At 64.5% G+C, this 23450-nt stretch carries 20 protein-coding genes; 11 read left to right on the forward strand and 9 right to left on the reverse strand.

The window, feature by feature from the left end; all coding sequences use genetic code 11:
- Window positions 1-258: 258 nt before the first annotated feature.
- Window positions 259-6495, forward strand: a complete 6237-nt coding sequence (locus FF124_RS16570) for an apolipoprotein A-IV repeat region-like domain-containing protein (protein WP_138749599.1) — start codon at window positions 259-261, stop codon at window positions 6493-6495.
- A 217-nt stretch (window positions 6496-6712) separates the two neighbouring features.
- On the opposite strand, the gene FF124_RS16575 is transcribed toward FF124_RS16570, so the two are convergent.
- The 7 genes from FF124_RS16575 to FF124_RS16605 form a co-directional block, all read right to left on the reverse strand.
- On the reverse strand, window positions 6713-7723 hold the full coding sequence (locus FF124_RS16575; protein ID WP_138749600.1) for a branched-chain amino acid ABC transporter permease: 1011 nt from the start codon (window positions 7721-7723) through the stop codon (window positions 6713-6715).
- A gap of 9 nt (window positions 7724-7732) precedes the next feature.
- On the reverse strand, window positions 7733-8593 hold the full coding sequence (locus FF124_RS16580; protein ID WP_138749762.1) for a branched-chain amino acid ABC transporter permease: 861 nt from the start codon (window positions 8591-8593) through the stop codon (window positions 7733-7735).
- Entirely contained in the window at window positions 8593-9315 is a 723-nt protein-coding gene (locus tag FF124_RS16585) for an ABC transporter ATP-binding protein (protein ID WP_138749601.1), read from the reverse strand. Before FF124_RS16585 ends, FF124_RS16580 begins: the two co-directional genes overlap by 1 nt.
- Window positions 9299-10033: an ABC transporter ATP-binding protein gene (locus tag FF124_RS16590; protein ID WP_138749602.1), complete on the reverse strand. Its 735-nt coding sequence runs from the start codon at window positions 10031-10033 to the stop codon at window positions 9299-9301. The genes FF124_RS16585 and FF124_RS16590 overlap by 17 nt, the downstream gene beginning before the upstream one ends.
- A 153-nt stretch (window positions 10034-10186) precedes the next feature.
- The gene (locus FF124_RS16595; protein ID WP_138749603.1) at window positions 10187-11464 is read right to left on the reverse strand and encodes an ABC transporter substrate-binding protein; all 1278 of its coding nucleotides are present in this window, start codon (window positions 11462-11464) and stop codon (window positions 10187-10189) included.
- A gap of 254 nt (window positions 11465-11718) precedes the next feature.
- A complete protein-coding gene (locus FF124_RS16600) occupies window positions 11719-12252 on the reverse strand; it encodes a redoxin domain-containing protein (RefSeq protein WP_138749604.1) in 534 nt (177 codons plus the stop codon).
- Between the two features lie 9 nt (window positions 12253-12261).
- On the reverse strand, window positions 12262-12978 hold the full coding sequence (locus FF124_RS16605; RefSeq protein WP_187326983.1) for a GntR family transcriptional regulator: 717 nt from the start codon (window positions 12976-12978) through the stop codon (window positions 12262-12264).
- 185 nt (window positions 12979-13163) lie between these two features.
- On the opposite strand from FF124_RS16605, the gene FF124_RS16610 reads away from it, so the two are divergent.
- The 10 genes from FF124_RS16610 to FF124_RS16655 all read left to right on the forward strand — a co-directional run bounded on the left by FF124_RS16610 (window position 13164) and on the right by FF124_RS16655 (window position 20726).
- Window positions 13164-13529 carry a 2Fe-2S iron-sulfur cluster binding domain-containing protein gene (locus tag FF124_RS16610; protein WP_138749606.1) on the forward strand — a complete coding sequence of 122 codons (366 nt, stop codon included), beginning with the start codon at window positions 13164-13166 and terminating at the stop codon, window positions 13527-13529.
- Window positions 13530-13553: 24 nt separating this feature from the next.
- Window positions 13554-14474: a catechol 2,3-dioxygenase gene (locus FF124_RS16615; RefSeq protein ID WP_138749607.1), complete on the forward strand. Its 921-nt coding sequence runs from the start codon at window positions 13554-13556 to the stop codon at window positions 14472-14474.
- Window positions 14474-14905, forward strand: a complete 432-nt coding sequence (locus FF124_RS16620; protein ID WP_138749608.1) for a GlcG/HbpS family heme-binding protein — start codon at window positions 14474-14476, stop codon at window positions 14903-14905. Before FF124_RS16615 ends, FF124_RS16620 begins: the two co-directional genes overlap by 1 nt.
- 66 nt (window positions 14906-14971) lie before the next feature.
- Complete coding sequence (locus tag FF124_RS16625; RefSeq protein WP_210237492.1) at window positions 14972-16420, forward strand: 2-hydroxymuconic semialdehyde dehydrogenase; 1449 nt, start codon at window positions 14972-14974, stop codon at window positions 16418-16420.
- Between the two features lie 9 nt (window positions 16421-16429).
- A complete protein-coding gene (locus tag FF124_RS16630) occupies window positions 16430-17224 on the forward strand; it encodes a 2-keto-4-pentenoate hydratase (RefSeq protein ID WP_138749609.1) in 795 nt (264 codons plus the stop codon).
- Between the two features lie 4 nt (window positions 17225-17228).
- Entirely contained in the window at window positions 17229-18173 is a 945-nt protein-coding gene (locus FF124_RS16635) for an acetaldehyde dehydrogenase (acetylating) (RefSeq protein ID WP_138749610.1), read from the forward strand.
- Window position 18174: 1 nt separating this feature from the next.
- Window positions 18175-19194: a 4-hydroxy-2-oxovalerate aldolase gene (dmpG, locus tag FF124_RS16640; RefSeq protein ID WP_138749611.1), complete on the forward strand. Its 1020-nt coding sequence runs from the start codon at window positions 18175-18177 to the stop codon at window positions 19192-19194.
- Window positions 19191-19958: a 2-keto-4-pentenoate hydratase gene (locus FF124_RS16645; protein ID WP_138749612.1), complete on the forward strand. Its 768-nt coding sequence runs from the start codon at window positions 19191-19193 to the stop codon at window positions 19956-19958. The genes dmpG and FF124_RS16645 overlap by 4 nt, the downstream gene beginning before the upstream one ends.
- A gap of 1 nt (window position 19959) precedes the next feature.
- Window positions 19960-20160: a 2-hydroxymuconate tautomerase gene (locus tag FF124_RS16650; RefSeq protein ID WP_138749613.1), complete on the forward strand. Its 201-nt coding sequence runs from the start codon at window positions 19960-19962 to the stop codon at window positions 20158-20160.
- Window positions 20157-20726: an antibiotic biosynthesis monooxygenase gene (locus tag FF124_RS16655; protein ID WP_138749614.1), complete on the forward strand. Its 570-nt coding sequence runs from the start codon at window positions 20157-20159 to the stop codon at window positions 20724-20726. The genes FF124_RS16650 and FF124_RS16655 overlap by 4 nt, the downstream gene beginning before the upstream one ends.
- Before the next feature lie 19 nt (window positions 20727-20745).
- Here FF124_RS16655 and rarD read toward each other — a convergent pair whose 3' ends face one another.
- Together rarD and cimA are read right to left on the reverse strand one after the other, a co-directional pair.
- Window positions 20746-21687: an EamA family transporter RarD gene (gene rarD / locus FF124_RS16660; RefSeq protein ID WP_138749615.1), complete on the reverse strand. Its 942-nt coding sequence runs from the start codon at window positions 21685-21687 to the stop codon at window positions 20746-20748.
- Window positions 21688-21799: 112 nt separating this feature from the next.
- A complete protein-coding gene (cimA, locus tag FF124_RS16665) occupies window positions 21800-23419 on the reverse strand; it encodes a citramalate synthase (RefSeq protein ID WP_138749616.1) in 1620 nt (539 codons plus the stop codon).
- Between the last annotated feature and the right edge of the window lie 31 nt (window positions 23420-23450).

Consider the following 23450-nt stretch of genomic DNA (forward strand, 5'->3'; position numbering starts at 1 on the left):
GTTGTGTGGCTTTTATGAATATGCGATTGAAAACGGGGGTAATCCCTTGAAATAGAAGACATTTGCCTGTCTTCCACGACCTGCCGCCGCAAGCGGCGGTCGAAGCGGCAAGGCAAATGACGGCTGTTTCGAACCTGTGTGCCGGCCATCCGCCCTCCATAAGGGTCAGGCGGAACCGGTTTTGAAGTTTCAGGGTCTTTCGGGTGCTTCGGCTTGAGGCGAGCATCCGGGAAGGCCCGTGTGTCACGAGGCGTATCCATGGCGAAACAATCAGGCGGCACTTCGCTCGACGATCAGGCCCTCCACGCGCTGGAGGATGCCCTGTCACCCGATCCGTCCGAGCAGAACGCCGACGGCGATGCGCCGCGCGAACAGGAAACGCAGCCGCGCAAGGAAAGCGTGTTCGGGCGTCAGGCCGCCAAGAGCGCCCGCGCCGAGGAAGAGCGCGCCAACGCCCCCCGGCCCAAGTCGCCCGCCTTCCGTCCCGCAAATGATCCGGGCATGCTGTCGACGCAGCGCGTGCTCAAGGCCTTCGAACGCCGTTCCACCATCAAGGCCCTGCGCACGTCCACGATCATGTCCGCCGGCTGGCTGGCACTCGGCGTCACGGGAACGCTGGTGGCCTTCGGCAGCCGGATCTTCAATGCCTCCTCCTTCGCCGACATTCTGAGCATTGACGGCATCGGCCTGGCCGCAGCGCTGACCGTCGCCCCGATCTTCGTCTTCTACGCCTTCAACATCATGCTGGCACGCGCGCGCGACATGCAGGAAGCCGCCCGCTCCATGGCCGAGGTGGCGTTGCGCCTGTCCGATCCGGACGAGAACGCCGCCCAGCAGGTGCGCAGCGTCAGCCAGGCCGTCCGCCGCGAAGTCTATGCCATGAACGAAGGCATCGAACGCACGATTGCCCGCGCTTCGGAACTTGAAAACCTTGTTCATTCCGAGGTCAATGCGCTGGAACGCAGCTATGCGGACAACGAAATGCGCATCCGCAACCTGGTGCAGGAACTGACGGCAGAGCGCGAGGCCGTGGTCAGCCACGCCGCCCGTCTCAGGACCTCGATCCTTGGCACCAATGACCAGTTGAAGGACCAGATCGGCACGGTCATGGACGAACTCACGCGCAAGGTGAGCACGGCCGGCGACGGGGTTGCCGAAATGCTCGAGACCCGCGCCGCCGTGATCAACGAGAACACCGCCCGCGCCGTCGCCTCGATCGGCGACCTGCTGGAAGACCGTTCGAGCGCGCTCAGGGGCGAATTCGACCGCAGCTATGGCGAACTCTCTGACCTCTTCGACAAGCGCTTCAACGATCTCTCGCAGCGTTTCGACGAACGCGGCCGCACGCTGATCGGCGACTTCACCGCAAGCGCCACCGCGCTCAATGAGGAGACGGAGCAGCTGACCTCCGCTCTTGCCGAACGCGGTGGCAAGCTGGAGACGCTTCTCGGCGAACGAACGCAGACCCTGCGCACGGTTGCCGAAGAAAGCGAGACCGCGATGAACGCCGCGCTGGAGCGGGTCGTCGGCGGGCTGTCGACGACGCTCAGCGAAAGCCAGACCCGCTTCAACCGGCAGATCAGCGAGACGGACGAGGAAATCGCCCGCCAGGTCGAGGAACGCAGCCAGTATGTCGACCAGCGCCTCGAGGCAACGATCTCGCGTCTCGGGACCGATCTCGACAGCCGGCTCGATGCCTTCACCAGCGCCTTCGAGGAGAGCGGCAGCGCCATGGAAGGGCGGATCGACCATACGCTCGGCCGCTTCAACCAGATCTTCTCCGAAGGCGGCTCGAGCATCGGCTCGATGCTGTCCCATGCCTCCGACCGGCTGCAGGAGCAGATGACGGATCACACGCTGGCTCTGGCCACAACCCTTTCGACCAGCACGGAAATGCTCGACCAGACGCTCAAGACCCGCGTCAACGAAGTCAGCGAGACTTTCAGCACCGATCACGGAAGGCTCGAAAAGGTCTTCTCCGATGCATCGGAACGACTGGAGGAAAAGCTCGCCCGGTTCAACCAGCAGATCGCCGGCGGCGAGGCCAATATCAGCGCAACGCTGGATGATGCCGGCGAAAGGCTCGGCGAACGCCTCAACGACCAGGCGATCATGCTCGCCACCACGTTGTCGACCAGCGAGGAAGCGTTTGCCATGTCGCTCGAGGGCCATACCGCCCGGATCGAGGAGCGGATGCGCGAGGGCAATGAACGCCTGAGCGGCACGCTGACGGGCGCTTCGGACCGGATCGACAGCCAGCTTGCGCAGTTCAACGAACGCATCGGCAGCGGAGAGAACGGCATTGCCGCCGTTCTGGACAATGCCTCGCAGCGCCTGCAGGAGCGCATGAACGACCATGCGGCCGGGCTGGCCACGACGCTGTCGATCAGCGAGGAAACCTTCGGCGAAAGCCTCGGCGCGCATACGGAAAGGCTGCAGACGGCCCTGCGCGAAGGTCAGGAGCGGCTCGACGGCTCGCTTTCCGGCGCTTCCGAACGGCTTCAGTCGCAACTTGCGAACTTCGACGCTACGGTCAACGCGGGCGAGACGGGGATCGCCTCGGCGATGTCGTCGGCGACGGAACGCCTCAACGAACAGATGAACGACCAGGCGATCATGCTCGCCACCACGCTTTCGGCGGCCGAGGAGACCTTCGCCCAGACGATCGACGCCCGAACCGCAAGGCTCGGAGAAACGCTCGAAAACGGCCAGGGCCGGCTCGATCGCGCACTTGGCGAAACAACAGGCCATCTCGATCGACAGTTGGAGCAGTTCAACGCGCGTCTCGACAGCAGCGAAGCAGGGATCACCGCGGCGCTTTCCGGCGCCAGCGAACGGATCGAGACGCAGCTTTCCGAAAAATCAGACCTGCTGTCCCTCAGCCTTTCCTCGGCGCAGACCGCGCTCGAGGAGACCTTTGACGCGCATGAGCGTCGCCTGAGCGATGCGAGCGAGAAGGGCCGCGAGCGGATCGCGGAGACGCTCGACAATACCGGCCAGCGCTTCGAGACCTCAATCGGAAACGCGGCAGAAAGGCTTGAGGCCGGCTTGAGCCGGCGCGAGGAAAGCATCAGCGCTGCCCTCTCCGGCGCCTCCGAGCGACTGGACGAGCGTCTTTCCGACCATGCCATGATGCTGGCTGCGACCCTTTCGACCAGCGAGGAGAGCCTCGGCCAGACGATCGATTCTTCGACCTCGCGTCTTGCCGAAACGCTGGCGGAAAGCCAGACGCGCCTGACCGGCGCCTATCGCGATGTGGCAACGAGCCTTCAGGAGACGGTCGACACCCAGGCCAGGGCGCTCGACGGTCGGATTTACGAAATCGACGACCGCATCACGAAAACCTTTGCCGAGCGCGAAACCGGCATCCGCAGTGCGTATGAAGACGGCCAGGCACGGCTGGAAGACAGCCTGCGTCAGGGAACGGGCGCGGTCGAAAGGGCGATCGAGCGGGCGAGCACGGACATTTCCGAGACGCTCGCCGACGGCACGACCAGCATTTCCGCCACGATTGCCGCCTCCTCCAGCCTGCTTGAAATGTCGCTGGAAGGCCGCGAGACCGCGCTGCGCGAAACCATCGACAAGGCCGGCATGGCGCTTGAGGACCGGCTGCGCGGTTCAGCCGGCGCGATCGCCGAGAAGGTTTCCACCGCGGCGGGCCTGATCACCCGCTCGGCCGAGACGATGACCGGTCGGGTCGAGACATCCTTCGGCGCGCTCGGCGAGAGCCTCGACAGGCACGGCCAGAGCGTGGAATCCGGCGCCATCCGCATCGAAGGCCTCGTCGACGAGGCCGGTCGCCGGCTCGACAGGGCGCTGACCGACCATGCAAGCGCCATCGAAAATACCGGCAGCGCGGTGGAAAACCGCCTCACCGCCTCGCTCTCCGGCCATGTCGAACGGCTGGCCGAGACCGGCGAGACGACGCGCAGCCGGCTGGAGGCAACCTTTGCGGAGCAGAATTCCGGCTTCGAGCACGCCACGCAGGAAGCCGCCGACAGGCTTACCGCTTCCGCCGACGCCGCGCGCATCCGTATCAGCGATACCCTTGCCGAGAACGCAACGCGGCTGGAACAGGCGAGCGAAACCGTCGCCAGCAACCTGAACGAGACATTGCTCACCCACGAAAACGCCTTCATGCTGACCGGCGCCCAGCTCGACGAGCGTCTCGGCGGCACGCTGGACGAGAAGGCGCGCTTGATCGAGACGACGAGCAGTATCGCCGCCGATCGGCTCAGCGAGGCTCTTGACGCCCGCCGCAGCGCCATCGCCGCAACGCTTGAGAACGGCCAGGCGCACATCGAAAACCGCTTCTCCGGCCTCGAAAACGCTCTCGACCAGGGCCTCGTCAGGATCAGCGACACCATGGATCGCCGCTCCGGCGAGCTTGCCGGGCGCATCCGCGAAACGGTTTCCGAAACCTCCGCCGATATGGAGCGCAGCGCCGAGGACGCCCGCTTCAAGCTGGAACAGGCAGGCCAGGGCTTTACCGAGCAGGTTTCCGGCGCCGTCGCTGCCGCGCGGCAGAGCATGGAAGGTTCGGCCCACGAAATCTTCGACCGCGCCCGCCAGATGCAGGCGGAGCTTGCCAATCAGGCGGCCATTGCCGGCGAACATGCCTCGGAAAACAGCACGCGGATTTCCGAGATCCTGTCCGCCACCAGCAGCCGGATCGACAACCAGATCGAGACGATCCGCCGGACGATGGGCGACGCCGAGCAATTGCTGGCCGAACGCGGCGAACGGCTGAACAGCGGCATTGCCGGCACGGCCGACATGCTGTCCGGCCAGCTCGAGGCATCCGAGAAATCGATGACCGAGCGGGCGCAATCGCTGCGCAACAGCCTCGGCGCCCAGATGAAGGCGCTGGAAGAAACGCTTGGCACGGTCGATCGCGTGCTGGCCGCGCGCGGCGACGCCGTCGGCAACGCGCTCGACGAACGCGCCCGCGACATGAATTCGATGCTCGCCGGCCACACGAGCGAGCTCAGCAGCCTGATCGAGGAGAAGGCGCGCCCGCTGATCGAGAGCTATGGCGAGACCGGCCGGCTTGCCGCCGAGCGGATCCACCAGGCCTCGGAGGAAGGCAGCCGCCAGCTACGCGCCGACGGCAATGCGCTTGCCGGCAATGTCGAGGCGCTCGTCAGCCACCTCTCCCAGAGCCACCAGATGCTCGCCGGTCTGGTCGATCAGGCCGCCGCCCGCCTCTCGTCTGCCGACGAACAGCTGGCAACGACCGCAGGCCGCATCAGCGAGACCGCGGAGCGTTCGTCCGCCTCGCTCGAACACACCAGCAGTCTGCTCGGCGCCAAGGTCGATGCGCTTGACGGCAGCGCCGCCGGGGCGCTCGAGACGGTGCAGAGCCTGGTCGCGCAGATCGAAAGCCATGCCGGCGTGCTCGACCGGGCCTCGAACCTGATCGAGACCGCGCAGTCGAACCTCGCCAGCACGCTGTCCGAACGCCAGGAGGCGCTTGGCCTTCTGTCGACCGGCCTTGCCGAGCGCTCGCAGGAAATCGAGAAGGGACTGAAGGGCGTTGCCGCAGCAGTGGCCGCATCCATGGAGAAGACCGGCCGGGATGCCGAAACCATGTCGCTCAACGTTGCCGAGACCATGCGCAGCTCGGTGGAGGACGCCGCAAAGCGGTTTGCGGGGGCGACCAAGGAAATCGAGCGGATTTCCACCGAGATCCGCGCCGAGCTTGACGACACGCGCGAGGCGGTCAAACGCGGCATTCACGACATGCCCGAAGAGGCGCGCGCGAGTGCCCAGGCCATGCGCAAGGCCGTGGAAGACCAGATCCGCGCCCTCGAGGACATCTCCTCGATGATCGCGACCTCGCGCTCGCAGATCTCCGCGCCCGAAGCGCCGCGCCCGCAGGCGAAGAAGGAAGAACCTGTCGCCCAGCGGCCGTTTACCAGCCCGCCGGCCGGATCGCTCAGCGCGCCGGGACTGTCTGCTTCAATGCCGAAGCAGCCCGCCCGCGAGCCGCGCCAGCAGGCGGTCGCACGGTCTGCCGCAAGCAATGCGCCGGGCGGCGAAGGCTGGATCAGCGATCTTCTGAGGGCAGCCGCCCGAGAGGAGGCCGGCCAGCGCGAGAGCCAGCAGGCAAGGACCGCCCAGTCAACGGCCGGCGAGCGCAAGCCCAACCAGGTCGTCGACTCCCTGAACTCGCTGTCCGTCGACATCGCCCGCGCCATCGACCACGACGCCTCGGTCGAACTCTGGGGACGTTACCAGCGGGGCGAACGGGACGTCTTCACACGCAGGCTCTACACGCTGAAGGGCCAGCGCACCTTTGACGAGATCAAGGCGAAATATGAGGGCGACCGCGAATTCAAGACGGCCGTCGACCGCTATATCGCCGATTTCGAGAAGCTGCTTTCGGACGTGATGCGCAAGAACCGCGACCGGACCGCCGTCCAGTCCTACCTGACGTCGGACACCGGCAAGGTCTACACCATGCTCGCCCACGCTGCCGGGCGGTTGAAATAGGGCAGGCTATCGAACTGACGAACAGGCTGAGGGGCGGTAGCGAAGATCGCCCTTTTGCTTGCCGACATTGCACTCGGCACACCGGCCGTGACCGTTGGCCTTGCCAGCAGAGCCATGCCCGGCTTAGCCCGAAGTTCGAACGATTTAGTCCATCGAATTTCAGGAATAATCTCGGCGAGTTTTTTTGGCGAGCGGCCAAGATGCGCCGCCCGTTGCGCTAAAGCCTGCGCGAGACCGGCAGGACCGAGAGATTGCCCAAGGCTGACTGCAGCGCGCCCCAGACGCCGCGGCGGTTGACGATCATGACGGCGATCGCGATCGCGCCCATGGCCATCAGATACCAGGTGCCCCAGTCGGCGGCGATCCAGCGCAGCAGGAAGAACAGCACCGTGCCGATGATCGGTCCTTCGATGGAACCGAGCCCGCCGATGACGACGATGAAGATGACGAAGGCCGTCCATTCATTGACGCTGAAGGCGGCATCGGGCGTGATTCTCAGCTTCTGCAGGAAGATGAAGGCGCCGGTCAGGCCCGTGTAGAAGGCGGCGAAGACATAGACCATGAATTTGACCGCCTCGACGCGCACGCCGACGCTTTCCGCTGCCGGCGCGCTGTCGCGGATCGCCGTCAGCGCCAGACCCCAGCGCGAGCGCAGAAGGCCCCACACGGCGGCGATGGAAACGACGCCGAGGCCAAAGGCGATGTAGTACATGATCATTTCGCGGGCAAAGCGGTCGGCCGAAAGCGAGCGGACAATTGCAACCGGCAGCGATATCCCCGATCCCCCGCCGAGCGCGCCGATCTGCGCCATGGAAAGCCGGAAGACCTCGGCGATCACCCAGGTGCCGATGGCGAAATAGGCGCCCTTCAGACGGAAGGCGACCCAGCCTGTCGGCACCGCGATGACGGCCGTGGCGATGGCTGCCGCCGGGATGGCGACGAGCAGCGGCACGTTCAGGAACATGGCAAGCGCGAAGAACAGGTAGCCGCCGAGCCCGACGAACGCCTGCTGACCGACTGAGATCAGCCCGGTATAGCCCGCAAGCAGGTTCCACATCTGGGCAAGCGCCAGAAGGCTGAAGGCCTCCATCAAAAGCCGCATGCCCGCAGGCCCGGTCCACAGCGGCGCGACGGCAAGCAGAACGAGCGCTGCCGCCAGAACCGTGCGCAGGCCGGGCGAGACGAAATCGCGCGAGACGGGCGGCGCGGTCGGAACGGAAAGGGTCATCGGCTCACCTCACATTTTCGGAAACAGGCCGCGCGGCCGCACGACGAGAAGGGCGAGGAACACGAGATGCCCCGCCAGGATCTGGTAGCCGGCGTCGATCTGGGCGCCGACCGTCTGGGCGATGCCGAGAATGATGCCGCCGGCAAGCGTGCCCCAGAGGCTGCCGAGACCGCCGATGATCACCGCCTCGAAGGCGAAGATCAGGCGCGCCGGGCCGGCCGACGGATCGAAATTGGTTTTCATCGCCAGGAAAATGCCGGCCACGCCGACGACAACGCTCGCCATCATCGTCGCCAGCGCGAAGATATGGGCGTTCTTCGCGCCCATCAGCGGCACGATTTCCGGGTCATCGGAGGTGGCGCGCAAGAGCCTGCCGAGCGATGTGCGATAGAAGATGAACTGCAGGATGGCGATCACCGCCACCGCCGCCGCGAACATCATGAGCGGCAGATAGCCGACGGCAAGGCCACCGCCGAGCGACAGGCTGCCGGTGTCGAACCCGCCGGTGGCAAGCCGCTGGCTGTCGGCGGAAAAGATCTCCAGAAGCGCGTTCTGGATGATGATCGACATGCCGAAGGTCACCAGGATCGGGGGAAGAATGTCCTTGCCCAGCATGCGGTTTAAGAGAACGCGCTGGTTGAGGTAACCGGCAGCCCCCAAAATGGCGAGAACCGCGACCGCGGCGATCGCCGGATGGATCGCCCAGCCGGCGACGAAGGCGACCATGAGATAGGCCGCCGTGACGATGAAATCGCCATGGGCGATGTTGATGAAGCGCATGACGCCGAACATCAGGCTGAGGCCTGCGGCAAAGAGCGCATAGAGGCCGCCGAGGAGGACGCCCTGCAGCACAGCGTTGACGAAAACCATCATGAAGCCTCCTTCAGATCGGACGCGCCGAAATAGGCGGCGGCGATTTCCTTGCGGGTGAGCGAGGCGGGCGTACCCGTCAGCGTCACCCTGCCCTCCATCAGGCAATAGACCCGGTCGGCGACGGCAAGCGCCTGCCCGACATCCTGCTCGACGACGAGCACCGACGCCCCCGAGGCGCGGATTTTCGGAAGGGCCCGGTAGATGTCGCGGATGATCTTCGGCGACAGGCCGAGGCTGATCTCGTCGCAGAGCAGAAGCACCGGGTTCGACATCAGCGCCCGGCCGATCGCGACCATCTGCTGCTGCCCGCCGGATAGCGCCGTGCCGGGATTTTTCCGTTTCTCAACGAGATCGGGAAACAGATCATAGACCGCCTCGAGGTTCCAGGCGCCCTTGCGCCCGCCTGCGGCCCCGATCAAGAGGTTTTCCTCGACCGAGAGCGAGGGGAAGAGCCTGCGCCCCTCGGGCACAAGCGCAATGCCGGCGCGATGGATGCGATCGGCCCGCCAGCCCGCTATGGCCTCGCCGTTGAAGGAGAGCGCCTTAACGTGCGACGGAACCAGGCCGGTCAGCGCCTTGAGGAAGGTGGATTTTCCAGCGCCATTGGCGCCGATCAGCGCCACAGCCTCACCTTCGCCAACCGAGATATCGACGCCGAACAGCGCCTGGAAATCACCGTAGAAGGCTTCAAGCCCCTTTGCTTCAAGCAGTTTCGTCATCAACGGCAATCCCCATGTAGATTTCCTGAACCAGCGGATCGGCCATGACGGCGGCGGGCTTGCCATCGGCGACGATGCGGCCAAAATCGATGACGATCAGCCGCTCGACCACCGCCGTCAGCGCATGCACAACATGCTCGATCCAGATGATGGACACGCCCGCATCGCGAATGCCGCAGACCGTTTCGACGAGATCATGACACTCCGCCTCCGTCAGCCCGCCGGCGATCTCGTCGAGCAACAGAAGCTTCGGTCCGGAGGCAAGCGCACGGGCAAGCTCCAGCCGCTTGCGCTCCAGAAGCGTCAGGCTGCCGGCCGGCCGGTTGGCCTCGCCCATCAGCCCGGTGCGCTCGAGAATCTCGGCGCAGACCTCCCTGCCCCCGCCGCTTCCCGGCGCGCCGAAGGCGGCGGCCACCAGCAGGTTTTCGTAGACGCTCATGCCGGTGAAGGGGTGCGGGATCTGGAACGAGCGGGCAATGCCCATGCGGCAGCGCTCGGCGGCGCTCTTGCGGGTGACGTCGCGGCCCTCGAAGAAGATGGCGCCCGACGACGGCGACAACGCGCCGCCGATCAGGTTGAACAGCGTCGACTTGCCGGCGCCGTTCGGGCCGATGATGCCGAGCGCCTGGCCTTCCGGCAGGTCGAAGGCGACATTGTCGGCGACCGTCAGCGCGCCGAAATGCTTGTTGACGCCCGAAAGCGAAAGGATCGTCGTCATGAAAACTCTCCCGGCGGGGTCCGGAGCGGGCGCGCCCCGGACCGCACGCTTTGGAGCGCCGTGCGTCCATTCGGATGCGCAAGGGACGCTCTATCGTGTTGAAACGACGCATCGTGCTTTTCGAAAATCGATTCCGATTTTCGGGCCGATGCGCTAGCCGATCGGCTTCATTGTGCCCGTGAGCGGGATTTCCGGATGGTCCTTGTTCTCGACGATCTCGAGAACCGGCTTGTCGCCGTCCATGTGCCACTGGCCGCCGACCAGCGGCGTCTTGGCGACATTGGGAACCGGACCCTTGGAGAAATCGATCGGGCCGACAATGGAGTTGTAATTGGTCGCCGCGATCGCCCTTGCGATCGAATCCGGATCGGAGATGTCTTCGGTGCGCTTCAACGAATCGACCACGACCTCGAACAAAGCGTGCTTGAAGCCGAGCGGCATGGTCCAGGGATTGCCGGTCGCCTGCTCGTAGGCCTTGGCAAGCTCGGCCGATGACTGGCCGGTGAAGCCGGACGAGAACGGATGATAGGGCGACCACCAGACCTCCACCGAAAGACCGTCAGCGCGCTGGCCGAGACCGGCGACAGCCTGCGGAAACTCGGTGGCCTTGGCGACATTGACGACCTTCGGGGCAAAGCCCTGCTGGGCGGCTTGGGTCCAGAAGGTGGTGAAATCCGGCGGCACGACAACGCCGGTGACAATTTCCACGCCGGCATTCTTGAAAGCGGAAATCTGCGCGGAAAAATCGTCGGAGCCGGACTGGAAGCGGCCAGGATCGACGAGCGAATAGCCGCGCTTTTCCATGACCGGCGGGAAGCCCACCGTCTTGTCGCTCCAGCCGTTGCCGTCCGGATCATTCGGCCAAAGCGCGCCGACAACCTTGTTGGTCGGCACCGCGTCCCACATGTTGATGAAGGTGGAGATGACGTCCTCAAGCCCCCAGAAGAAGTGGTAGGTGTACTGGAAGCCGACCTTGGGGTCGCCCTGCCGGCCGAAGAAATGCGGCTGCCAGGGCGTATCATTGGTCACGCAGGGCACGCCGTTGAGCTCGGCCTGGTCGGCCACCGGGTTGGTGGTGTCGGGCGTCGAGGCGGCGCAGAGAATGTCCACCTGGTCGCTGAAAATAAGGTCCTGAGCGACCGACGAGGCGCGGTTCGAACTCGACTGGCTGTCCTTGACGATGATCTCCACGGGATGTTTCGTGCCGTTGATCATCAGCCCGTCAGCAAGGCCCTTGGAGAACTGCTCGATGGTGAAGCGATCCGGCTCGGCGAAGATGGCGAGCGGTCCGGTTTCCGGCGAGACGAAGCCGATCTTGATCGTCTTCGCCGCCGCAATCGCCGGCATGGCGAGTCCGCCGGTCGCGGCGAGCGTTCCGGCCACGCCCGTGGTCTTGATGAACGTCCTGCGCGTGATGAATTTTCTGGACATGGGGTTTCCTCCTCCTGAACGTCCTGTCGTGCACGAACCCGCTTTTCGGCACAGCCTCACCCATTCCGCGCGCGACAGGCGTGCGCGGATCAAACGAAACCGGCTCGGAAAAGGTGTTTGTTCAAATACCGCCGGCGACCTCCCGCTCGCCGACGCGCCTCGCTCTGGGCGGACGCCGTCCGGTCGCACAAAAGCGTCGGCACGGCTCGTTTCGTCCGCGTGTTCCTGACAGGGCCGAAACGGTTCCCTTCAGGCTATTTTCCCGTTTCTCCCGCTCCCCTTTCGGGGAATTTCCTCAGCGTGTTCTCGATGCCGCGCAGCGTGTTCGTCACGTCGGCCCAGAGATTGGGCCCGCTCTGGATCGCCACCGCGCCGATCACATTGTCCTGCTTCACCCAGATCTGCGCCGGCTCGAATGTGAGCGCCGGGGCCTCCGGCTCGCCGCTGTCGCGCGTGACATAAAGCCCGAAGGCTTCAGCAATCGCCGCGACATCCAGCGAATGGGCGAGCGGCAGGCGAATGAGTTGCATCTCCTCCTTCAGCCGCTCCGTCTCGGCCCGTCCGTCGGCCGATGCGGCGATCAGGCGAATGCCGCGAATGGCGAAATCGCCGATCCGGTCGTCAAGCTCCTTCAGCGCGTTGCGCGTCCACTTGCAGTGACGACCGCGATGAAAGGCGATGTATGTGCCGCCTTCCGGCGCGTCCACCGCAAGATCAAACAGACCGTGCGAGACGGTTTCGCACCGCAATGAGGGAGCCTCGATACCCGGAACAAGCCGCGCAATCATGGCCGGGCCTCACGCGGTAAGCTTCATCTCCGCAAGCCGCGCCTCGATTTCGGGTACGGTGCGGAAAATATGGTCGGCGGTCAGCTTCTCGGCGCGCGCCGCATCGCGGGCGATCACAGCCTCGAAGATCGCCTGGTGCTCGCCGCGGACGTCGCGCGGAATGCATCGTTTCTGCGCGAACGAGATCTGCAGATAGCGGACGGAATGGCTGTAGAGCATGGACCGGCAGTTCAGCAGCCAGACATTGGTGCAGGCCGCCGTCATCGCGTCATGGAAGGCGCGGTTGCGCTTTTCCCAATCGCTGACCAGTTCATCCTCGCGGCCGACGGCTTCGGTTTCCAGCTTGGCAAGCCGATGATGGGCAGCAACGAAGGCGCTTTCCCAGTCGTCATCGCCCGTCTCGATCGAGTGGCGCACCGCACGGGCCTCAAGCAGCGCCCGCATCTCGACGATAGACTTGAAATCCTCGATCGAAATGGTCGCGGCGCGAAAGCCGCGCTGACCCTCGGTGGTCACCAGATTCTCGGCCAGGAGCCGCGACAACGCCTCGCGAACGGTCGAAGAGCCGACCCCGAAGGTCGCGCGCAGATCCTCGACGCGCATCCGGCTTTCCGGCGGGATCTCGCCACAGAGAATCGCCCGGCGCAGCGCTTCGTAGACGAGTTCGATCGTCGTTCGGCTGCCCGATGTGGCGCTGATTTCCTCGACCTTCTTCAGATGTGTCACGACCTCTCCGTTCCTTGCGGCGTGCTTGTCTTTTTCAATGCTTAACATAACGACGGTCAAAAACAACGATAAAATTACAAAATATCGTTTTTAATCTTCATTTATCCAAAATCTCGTTTTTATGTTTGACAAACGAGATTGCCGGGCGCAGTGTCTGACCATCGGTTTCGACTGCGGGAGGAGAGATGACCGAAAGCAATGACAGGAAAGAACACACGATCCGTATCGCCGGCCGTTCAAGGGCCTTTTCCTGCAGGGACGGCGAACCGGTTCTGTTTTCGATCGAACGGGCGACATCGTCGCATGAGCGTCCGCCGGTCAGGATCGGCTGCCGTCGCGGCGGCTGCGGCGCCTGCCGGGTTCGGGTCATCTCCGGAAGCTATGAAACCTTGAAAATGAGCCGTTATCACGTTTCCGAGCAGGAGCAGGAGGAAGGCTATGCGCTTGCCTGCCGGCTCATCGCCCGGAGCGATCTCGTGATTGAAACCGCCTATCGTCCGCCGCGTGCGCCGGACGAGACGCGAAACGAGAGACAACGGGAAGAAGTCTGAGAACAGGTAAGGAGGAACGCCAAAATGTCTCAGGAAGGTCTGCTGCGCCCGGGCATCGCCCAGTTGCGCGTTCTCGACATGGACGAATCGATCACCCACTATGTGGACCGGCTCGGCCTCGAACTCGTGAGCAAGGAAGCCGACGGTCGCGTCTACCTGAAGGGGTATGACGAGTTCCACCGTCATTCGGTGGTGTTGCGCGAAGCCGATCGCGCCGGCATCGATTACTTCGCCTTCAAGGCCGACAGCCAGGAAAGCGTCGACAATTTCCGCCGCCGTATCGAGGAATGGGGCCTGGCCGTGGATGACGTGCCTGCCGGCGAACAGCCCGGCGTCGGTCCGCGCATCGGCTTCACCATCCCCTCCGGCCACCGCATCGAGCTTTTTGCCGACATGGAGCTTTCCGACAACGGCCCGGACACACGCAACCCCTACACCTGGAAGACCGAGCCGCGCGGCATGCGCGCCCAGCGCATGGACCATTGCCTGCTCTACGGTCCGAATATCGACCAGGTCGAGGAATTCTTCACCAAGGTGCTCGACTTCCATCTCCCCGAGCGCGTCGATCTTCCCGACGGCACGTTGGCGATCTGGATGACGGTGTCGAACAAGGCGCACGACATCGCCTTCGTCAAGCATGAAGAACCCGGCAAGCTGCACCACCTGGCCTTCTTCCTGGAAGACTGGAACGCGATCGGCAATGCGGCCGACATCATGACCCGCTACGACATGAGCCGCGACCTCGGCCCGACCCGACACGGCATTACCCGCGGCCAGACGATCTATTTCTTCGATCCGTCCGGCAACCGCAACGAGGTCTTCTCCGGTGGCTACACCGCCTACAAGGACCATCCGACCCGCATCTGGGATCACAACAATGTCGGTCGCGGCATCTTCTACTACGAGCGCCAGCTCAACGAAGCCTTCCTGTCGGTCGTGACCTGATGGATGTCACCCGCACATCGCTGCGGCTGACCGCCGCCGCCGCCCACAAGGCCGTGGGCGCGGCGGTGGATAAGGCCATCGAACTCGGCGTCGCGGTCAATGCCTGCGTCGTCGATGCCGGCGGCAATCCCCTCGCCTTCCTGCGGGGAGACGGCGCCTTCCTGCCGTCCGGCAAGATCGCCCGCGACAAGGCCTATACGGCGGCGGGCTTCAACGCGGCGACGGGCGCCTTTTACGAGGCGCTTGCGGGGGAGCCGGCGGTTCTCGCCGGCATTACCGGCCAGCCGGGCGTTGCCGCCTTTCCCGGCGGCCTGCCGATCCGGGCGGACGGCGAACTCATCGGCGGCATCGGCGTTTCCGGCGCCTCGGCCGAAGAGGACGAGATTTGCGCCCGGGCCGGGCTCCAGGCGATCGGCCTCTCGGAGCAGTAGAATTTACCAAGGGCTTGAAAAGCATAAAGGATCACGATCGTGCTCAAGATCAACCTGCGCGAGGCAATGCATTTCATCGACGGCGAATATACCGCGGGCAGCTCCGGCAAGACCTTCGACAACGTCTCGCCGGTGACCGGACGCAAGATCGGCATCGTGCATGAGGGATTGAGACCGGAAGTGGATGCCGCCGTTTCCGCCGCCCGCGCCGCGCTTTCCGGCCCCTGGGGCTATCTGCCGCTTGCCGAGCGCGCTGCCCTGCTGCATGCCGTCGCCGACGGCATCACCAGGCGTTTCGATGATTTTCTCGAGGCCGAGATCCTCGACACCGGCAAGCCGAAAAGCCTTGCCTCCCATGTCGACATTCCGCGCGGCGCGGCCAATTTCAAGGTCTTTGCCGACCTGGTGAAGAACGTCCCGACGGAAAGCTTCATGCTGGATACGCCGGACGGCGCCGGCGCGCTGAACTACGGCGTACGCAAGCCGAAGGGCGTCATCGCCGTGATCTCGCCGTGGAACCTTCCGCTGCTGCTGATGACGTGGAAGGTCGGACCGGCGCTGGCAAGCGGCAACACCGTCGTCGTCAAGCCGTCGGAGGAAACCCCGCTGACGGCGACGCTTCTGGGCGAAGTGATGAACGAGGCAGGCATTCCGAAGGGCGTCTTCAACGTCGTCCACGGCTTCGGGCCGGAGTCGGCCGGCGCCTATCTCACCGAACATCCGGGCGTCGACGCCATCACCTTCACCGGCGAGACGCGCACGGGCGAGGTCATCATGCGTTCGGCCGCGAAGGGCCTGCGCCAGGTGTCGATGGAATGCGGCGGCAAGAATGCCGGCATCGTCTTCGCCGACTGCGACATGGACAAGGCGATCGAAGGGACCATGCGGTCTGTCTTCGCCAATTGCGGCCAGGTCTGTCTCGGGACCGAGCGCCTCTATGTCGAGCGGCCGATCTTCGACGAATTCGTCGCGCGGCTGAAACGGGAGGCCGAGGGCCTGAAGCTCGGCGCACCGGAAGAGGCCGGCACCAGTCTCGGCCCGCTGATTTCGCAGGAGCATCGCGAAAAGGTGCTCTCCTATTTCGAGCTGGCGAAGAAGGACGGCGCGACGGTCGTCACCGGCGGCGGCGTGCCCGACATGGGCGATGAGCTTTCCGGCGGCGCTTGGGTCGAGCCGACCATTTTCACCGGCCTGCCCGAGAGCGCCCGCGTCATCCGCGAGGAGATCTTCGGCCCGGTCTGCCACATCGCGCCCTTCGATACGGAAGACGAGGCGATCCGCCTTGCCAATGACACCGAATACGGCCTCGCCAGCGCCGTGTGGACGGAGGATTTGAGCCGCGCCCACCGGGTCGGACGCCGGATCGAGGCGGGCATCGTCTGGGTCAATTCCTGGTTCCTGCGCGATCTCAGAACCGCTTTCGGTGGTTCCAAACAGTCGGGCATCGGCCGCGAGGGCGGCGTTCACGGCCTCGAGTTCTACTCGGAGCTGACGAATGTCTGCATCAAACTCTAGGACAACATCATGAGCAGCGAAGAAAACATTCAAAAGGCCGCCGATCGTCTCTGGCAGGCCTGGCAGGCGGGCGAGACCACCGCACCGATCCGCGACCTCCTCGACGAGGGCGACGTGGCGGCGGCCTATGCCGTGCAGGAGATCAACACCCGGCGCTGGCTGGGCGGAGAGGAACGCCAGCTCTCCGGCCGCAAGATCGGGCTGACCTCGAAGGCGGTGCAGAAGCAGCTCGGCGTCGGCCAGCCCGATTACGGCATGCTGTTTGCCGACATGGAGGTGATGGACGGCGAGGAGATCGCCTTCTCGCGCGTGATGCAGCCGAAGGTCGAGGCGGAGATCGCCTATGTGATCGCGGCGCCGCTCACCGGCGGCTTCATCACCATGGTCGATCTGATGGCCTCCATCGGCTACGTCGTGCCGGCGATCGAGGTCGTCGGCTCGCGCGTTGCCAACTGGGATATCCGCATCACCGACACGATTGCCGACAACGCCTCGTCGGGCCTCTACGTGCTCGGCCAGAGCCCGAAGCGCCTCGGCGATTTCGACCAGCGCATGTGCGGCATGGTGATGTTCAGGAACAACCAGCCGGTCTCCGTCGGCGCGGGCGCGGCCTGCATGGGCTCGCCGCTCAACGCCGCCCTGTGGCTGGCGCGCACCATGGCGAAGGCCGGCCGGGCGCTCGGACCCGGCGACGTCATTCTCTCCGGCGCGTTGGGGCCGATGGCTCCCGCCGCCCCTGGCGACGTGTTCGAGACCCGCATCAACGGGCTCGGCTCGGTTCGCGCCGCATTTTCGAAGGATTGAGACGATGGAAAAGATCAAATGCGCCATCATCGGCTCCGGCAATATCGGAACCGACCTGATGATCAAGGTCATGCGCAAGTCGAAGACGCTGGAAATGGCCGCCATGGTCGGCATCGACCCGAAATCCGATGGGCTTGCGCGCGCCGCCCGCCTCGGCGTCGCGACCACGCATGAGGGCATTGACGGGCTGACGAAGCTCGACTGCTACAGCGACATCCGCATTGTTTTCGACGCAACCTCGGCCGGCGCCCACAAGCGCCATAACGAGGTTCTGCAGCGCGACGGCAAGCAGGTGGTCGACCTGACCCCGGCGGCGATCGGTCCCTACACGATCCCGGTCGTCAATCTCGACGCCAATCTCGCCGAGCCGAACGTCAACATGGTCACCTGCGGCGGCCAGGCGACGATCCCGATCATCGCCGCCGTCAACCGGGTCAGTCCCGTGCGCTACGGCGAGATCGTCGCCTCGATCTCCTCGCGCTCGGCAGGTCCCGGCACCCGCGCCAATATCGACGAATTCACCGAGACGACAGCGGCGGCGATCGAGAAGGTCGGGGGCGCTGAACGCGGCAAGGCGATCATCATCCTCAACCCGGCCGAGCCGCCGATCATGATGCGCGACACCGTCTACTGCCTCTGCGACGAAGCCGATCAGGAGGCGATCCGCAAGTCAATCCACGACATGGTGGAAGAGGTGCGCGCCTATGTGCCCGGCTACCGGCTGAAACAGGCGGTGCAGTTCGAGCATATCGGCTCCAACGCCCCGCTGCATATTCCGGAAATGGGCGGGGATTTCACCGGCCTCAAGGTCACGGTGTTCCTCGAGGTGGAGGGCGCCGCCCACTACCTGCCCGCCTATGCCGGCAATCTCGACATTATGACCTCGGCGGCGCTGAAGACCGCCGAGCGCCTCGCCGAAAAACGCAACTGGATCGCAAAGGCCGCCTGAGATGACCAAGCTCTACATACAGGACGTCACGCTGCGCGACGGTATGCACGCCGTGCGCCACCAGTATGATCTCGGCCATGTCCGCGCCATTGCCGAGGCGCTTGACGAGGCCGGCGTCGATGCCATCGAGGTCGCCCATGGCGACGGGCTGACGGGCTCGACCTTCAACTACGGTTTCGGCAAATGCACCGACGAGGCTTGGATCTCCGAGGCTGCCAAGGTGGTGAAGAAGGCGAAGCTGACGACGCTGCTTCTGCCCGGCATCGGCACGATCCACGACCTGAAGCGCGCCCGCGACATGGGCGTCGCCTCCGTGCGCGTCGCCACCCACTGCACCGAGGCCGACGTTTCCGCCCAGCACATCGCGGCTGCGAAGGAAATGGGCATGGACGTCTCCGGCTTCCTGATGATGAGCCACATGAACACGCCGGAAAAGCTCGCCGAACAGGCAAAGCTTATGGAAAGCTACGGCGCGGACTGCGTCTACGTGACCGATTCCGGCGGCAGGCTCACCATGAAGGACGTCGCCGCCCGTTTCGAGGCCTATAATGCAGTGCTGAAGCCCGAAACCCAGCGCGGCGCGCATATGCACGAGAACCTGTCGCTGTCTGTGGCTAATTCGGTTACCGCCGTCGAGCACGGCGCGACCCGCGTCGACGCCTCGCTTGCCGGCATGGGCGCCGGCGCCGGCAACACGCCGATCGAGGCCTTCATCGCCGTTGCCAATCTCTACGGCTTCGAACATGGCTGCGACCTCTTCAAGCTGCAGGATGCGGCCGAGGAACTGGTGCGCCCCCTGCAGGACCGGCCGGTGCGTGTCGACCGTGAAACCATGACGCTCGGCTATGGCGGCGTCTACTCGTCCTTCCTGCGCCACGCGGAACGGGCGGCGGAAGCCTATGGGCTCGACACGCGCGATATTCTCGTCGAGGTGGGCCGGCGCGGCATGGTCGGCGGCCAGGAGGACATGATTGTCGATGTCGCCCTCGACATGATCAAGGAAAAGGAGCTGGCGATATGACCGATATCAGCGCAATTGCGGAGATTGTCGACCGGGCAGCGATGACGGCGACGGAAATCCCGCAGTTTTCCGACACGGCGGCGCTTTCGATGGACGAGGCCTATGCCGCCCAGGCCTTGTCGCTTCAGCGGCGCTATGCGCGCGGCGAAAAGCGCGTCGGCATCAAGATGGGGCTGACTTCGCGCGCCAAGATGATGCAGGTCGGCGTTACCGACGTGATCTGGGGCCGCCTGACCGATGCCATGCGCGAGGAGGAAGGCGGAACCGTCTCGCTCTCGAAATATGTGCATCCGCGCGTCGAGCCGGAAATCGCCTTTTTGATGAAGAAGCCGCTTTCGGGCAAGGTCTCGGCGCTCGAGGCAATGGAGGCGGTCGCCGCGATCGCGCCGGCGCTGGAGATCATCGACAGCCGCTACAAGGCCTTCAAGTTCGATATCGGCGACGTCATCGCCGACAACTCGTCCTCGTCCGGTTTCGTCATCGGCCAGTGGTCCGATGCGTCAACCGATATCGCCAATCTCGGCATGGTTCTTTCGATCAACGGAGAACCGCGCGAGATCGGCTCGTCGGCCGCCATTCTCGGTCATCCGGTCCGCTCGCTCGTCGCCGCCGCGCGCATGGTGGCGGCTGCCGGCGAGGAGCTGAAGGCCGGCGACATCGTGCTTGCCGGCGGCGCCACGGCTGCCATTCCGATGGCTGCCGGACAGGCCGTGACGCTCGAGGTCGAACGGCTCGGCACCGTCGCCTTCAACGTGGGAGAGTGACATGCCTTTCATCGACGTGACCATGATCGAGGGCCGCAGCAATGCGGTGAAGGAAAAGCTGATCGAAAAGCTGACCGAGGCGGTTGTCGAAACCACCGGCGCGCCGATCGAGAGCGTGCGCGTGGTCCTGCGCGAAGTGCCGGGCCATCACTGGGGCATCGCCGGCAAGCCGAAATTCCCCGCCCCCGACGCCGGATCATGACCGAGGGGTTCGTCGAACCGGGCGAGGAAGGCCCGGTCACGGTTCAGGTCTCGCGCCGGGTGCGCCCCGGACGCGAGGCCGACTACGAGGCCTGGCTGCGCGGCATCGTCGAGGCGGCGAAGGCCTTTCCCGGCCATATGGGGGTCAACATCCTGAAACCCTCCGGCAAGACCGGCGGACGCTATGTGCTGATCTACCGCTTCGACAGCTTCGCCCATTGCGAGGCCTGGGAGAATTCGGCCGAAAGGGCGGATTTCGTCGACCGGCTCGGCGATCTGGTGGAAGGCGAGACCGAGCGCCGTCGCGTCACCGGGCTGGAAGCCTGGTTCGAACTGCCGGAACTGCCGGTATCAAAACCCGCGCCGCGCTGGAAGATGTCGATCGTGCTCATCGCCGTGGTTTTCGTCCTGGTCTATCCCCTGCAGCTGATCGTGCCGCCAATCGTTCCGGACTGGCCGCATTGGGCCAAGACCCTGACAATCGCCGTCATTCAGGTGCTGGCCATGACCTATGTCGTCATGCCGCGCGTGACGAAAGCGTTGAAATCCTGGCTGTTTGCCGGCTGACCGCGGTCTCCGGCCGCCGTCAGCGCGACGCCGGGGCTGGCCTGCGGCGGGCGCGCAGGAGAGACGAGGTGTAAATCGCCAGCGCCGCCCAGATCAGGGCAAAGGCGAGCAGCTTAACCGGCTGCAGCGGCTCGCGGAAGACCAGCACCGCGATCAGGAAGATCATGCTCGGCGCGATGTACTGCATGATGCCGATGGTCGAGAGCTTCAGCAGTTTTGCGGCATTCGCATAGATCATCAGCGGAATGGCGGTCGCCGCACCGCAGCCGATCAGAAGCAGCGCATCGCTCAGCGAGCCGAGGAAATGGCCGTTGCCGGTCGCCTCCAGCCAGATGATATAGGCCGCCGCCGGCAGGCTCATGATCAGCGCCTCCAGGGTGAAGCCCGGATTGCCGCCGATCGGCACGATCTTGTGCAGGAAGGCATACATGCCGAAGGAAAACGGCAGCAGCAGCGCGACGATCGGAATGCTGCCGATCTCGACGGCCATGATGACCACGGCCATCACGGCGAGCGCGATGGCAACAAGTTGCGTTCTCGAAAGCCGCTCGCGCAGGATCACCGCCGCGAGAGCAATCGAAAACAGCGGATTGATGAAATAGCCGAGCGCCGCGTCCACTGTGTGCGCATTCGAGACGGCCCAGATATAGGTGCCCCAGTTCACGCAGATGAAGACGCTGCAGAGCGCGACGACGGCAAGGATCCTCGGCTTGCGGCAGGCGGCAACGATTTCGCCGCCCTGCCCGGCATACGCCACGACGACGCCGGCAAAGGGCACCGACCAGATGATGCGGTGGGCGAGCACCTCCAAGGGCGGCAGATGCGCCACCAGCTTGAGGTAGAGCGGCAGGAAACCCCACATCATAAAGACGACGAGCGCCAGGACGAAGCCTTTGACCGTATCGCCATCGGCAACCGTCTTCACCGGCGCGGTCACGGCCGTGTCACTCTCGCTCGTCATGGCGCTTTCCCATTGGTTGACGCAAGGCAGATATCGACGATAGGCGCGGCGCGCCACCCGTTTCTGTTGAAGCACCCATCAACAAAGGTGATGGATGACGGTCGGCCACGCGCTATTCCGCCGCAACGCGGCCGGCAAGCGCGCGGTTCTTCATCAGCTTGAAGGTGATGGAATCCATCAGCGCCTGGAATGATGCGTCGATGATGTTCTCCGAAACGCCCACCGTCCACCAGCGCACGCCGTCATCATCGATGCTCTCGATCAGAACGCGGGTGATCGCCTCCGTGCCGCCGTTGAGGATACGCACCTTGTAGTCCGCCAGCTTGAGATCGGCGATCTCGGACTGAAACTTGCCGAGATCCTTGCGGAAGGCCCTGTCGAGCGCATTGACCGGGCCGTCGCCTTCCGAGACCGACATGACAGTTCGCCCGTCGATCTCCAGCTTGACCACCGCCTCCGACACGGTCTTGATCCGGCCGTGGCTGTCATAGCGGCGCTCGACCATGACGCGGAAACTGTCGACATGGAAGAAGTGCGGCACGCTGCCGAGTTCGCGCAACGCCAGAAGCTCGAAGCTCGCATCCGCGCCCTCATAGGCATAGCCCATGGATTCGCGTTCCTTGACGATCGCAATCAGCTTGTCGAGGCGCGGATCGTTCTTGGCAACGGCGATGCCGCGGCGCTTCAGCTCGTTGATGAAGTTCGACTTGCCGCCCTGGTCGGAAACCATCACCTTGCGCGTATTGCCGACCTTTTCCGGATCGACATGTTCATAGGTGCGCGGGTCCTTCAACAGCGCGGAGGCATGAATGCCGGCCTTGGTGGCGAAGGCGGATGCGCCGACATAGGGCAGTTGCGGGTCCGGCGCGCGGTTCAACAGCTCGTCGAACCCATGGGAAAGCGCGGTGAGCTCGGCAAGTTGCTCGTCATCGAGACCGAGCATATAGCGTTCGGCGTAGCGCTCCTTCAGCGAAAGCGTTGCCGCCAGCGTGATGATATTGGCATTGCCGCAGCGTTCGCCGATACCGTTCAGCGTGCCCTGCACCTGGCGCACCCCGGCCCGCACGGCGACAAGCGAATTGGCGACCGCCTGGCCCGTATCGTTGTGCGCGTGGATGCCGAGCGACGTCCCGGGAATGCCGCTTGCGATCACATCGGCGATGATTTCGGCGATCTCGTCCGGTTGCGTGCCGCCATTGGTGTCGCACAGCACGACCCAGCGCGCGCCAGCGTCGTATGCCGCTTTGGCGCAGGCGAGCGCGTAAGCGCGGTTTGCCTTGTAGCCATCGAAGAAGTGCTCGCAATCAACCATCGCCTCCTTGCCCGATTGAGCGACGGCGGCCACGCTTTCGGCGATGCAGGCAAGGTTCTCGTCATTGGAGATGCCGAGCGCCACGTCCACATGATAGTCCCAGCTCTTGGCCACCAGACAGACGGCATCGCCTTCCGCGGCAATCAGCGCGGCGAGCCCCGGATCGTTGGAGGCGGAGACGCCGGCGCGCTTGGTCATGCCGAAGGCCGTCATCTTCGCGGATTTCGTGCGCCGCGCGGCGAAGAAGGCCGTATCCGTCGGGTTCGCGCCCGGATAGCCGCCCTCGACATAGTCGATGCCGGCCTGGTCCAGCATGTCGGCAATGGCGATCTTGTCCTCCACCGAGAAGTCGATGCCCGGCGTCTGCTGGCCGTCGCGCAATGTGGTGTCGAACAGATAGATGCGCTCGCGCTTTTCCATGTCGTGGGTCTCCATCCCATTTGATCGGCCG

The organism is Martelella lutilitoris (genome assembly GCF_005924265.1).
In the GTDB taxonomy this organism is placed as follows: Bacteria; Pseudomonadota; Alphaproteobacteria; order Rhizobiales; family Rhizobiaceae; genus Martelella; species Martelella lutilitoris.

Coding starts and splice junctions, on each gene's coding strand:
- FF124_RS16645 (WP_138749612.1), top strand. CDS start 19,191: ATGACCGATATCAGCGCAATTGCGGAGATTGTCGACCGGGCAGCGATG.
- FF124_RS16620 (WP_138749608.1), top strand. CDS start 14,474: ATGGATGTCACCCGCACATCGCTGCGGCTGACCGCCGCCGCCGCCCAC.
- FF124_RS16625 (WP_210237492.1), top strand. CDS start 14,972: ATGCATTTCATCGACGGCGAATATACCGCGGGCAGCTCCGGCAAGACC.
- FF124_RS16585 (WP_138749601.1), bottom strand. CDS start 9,315: ATGACGAAACTGCTTGAAGCAAAGGGGCTTGAAGCCTTCTACGGTGAT.
- FF124_RS16600 (WP_138749604.1), bottom strand. CDS start 12,252: ATGATTGCGCGGCTTGTTCCGGGTATCGAGGCTCCCTCATTGCGGTGC.
- FF124_RS16570 (WP_138749599.1), top strand. CDS start 259: ATGGCGAAACAATCAGGCGGCACTTCGCTCGACGATCAGGCCCTCCAC.
- FF124_RS16630 (WP_138749609.1), top strand. CDS start 16,430: ATGAGCAGCGAAGAAAACATTCAAAAGGCCGCCGATCGTCTCTGGCAG.
- dmpG (WP_138749611.1), top strand. CDS start 18,175: ATGACCAAGCTCTACATACAGGACGTCACGCTGCGCGACGGTATGCAC.
- FF124_RS16610 (WP_138749606.1), top strand. CDS start 13,164: ATGACCGAAAGCAATGACAGGAAAGAACACACGATCCGTATCGCCGGC.
- FF124_RS16650 (WP_138749613.1), top strand. CDS start 19,960: ATGCCTTTCATCGACGTGACCATGATCGAGGGCCGCAGCAATGCGGTG.
- FF124_RS16615 (WP_138749607.1), top strand. CDS start 13,554: ATGTCTCAGGAAGGTCTGCTGCGCCCGGGCATCGCCCAGTTGCGCGTT.
- cimA (WP_138749616.1), bottom strand. CDS start 23,419: ATGGAAAAGCGCGAGCGCATCTATCTGTTCGACACCACATTGCGCGAC.
- rarD (WP_138749615.1), bottom strand. CDS start 21,687: ATGACGAGCGAGAGTGACACGGCCGTGACCGCGCCGGTGAAGACGGTT.
- FF124_RS16655 (WP_138749614.1), top strand. CDS start 20,157: ATGACCGAGGGGTTCGTCGAACCGGGCGAGGAAGGCCCGGTCACGGTT.
- FF124_RS16595 (WP_138749603.1), bottom strand. CDS start 11,464: ATGTCCAGAAAATTCATCACGCGCAGGACGTTCATCAAGACCACGGGC.
- FF124_RS16590 (WP_138749602.1), bottom strand. CDS start 10,033: ATGACGACGATCCTTTCGCTTTCGGGCGTCAACAAGCATTTCGGCGCG.
- FF124_RS16575 (WP_138749600.1), bottom strand. CDS start 7,723: ATGACCCTTTCCGTTCCGACCGCGCCGCCCGTCTCGCGCGATTTCGTC.
- FF124_RS16580 (WP_138749762.1), bottom strand. CDS start 8,593: ATGGTTTTCGTCAACGCTGTGCTGCAGGGCGTCCTCCTCGGCGGCCTC.
- FF124_RS16635 (WP_138749610.1), top strand. CDS start 17,229: ATGGAAAAGATCAAATGCGCCATCATCGGCTCCGGCAATATCGGAACC.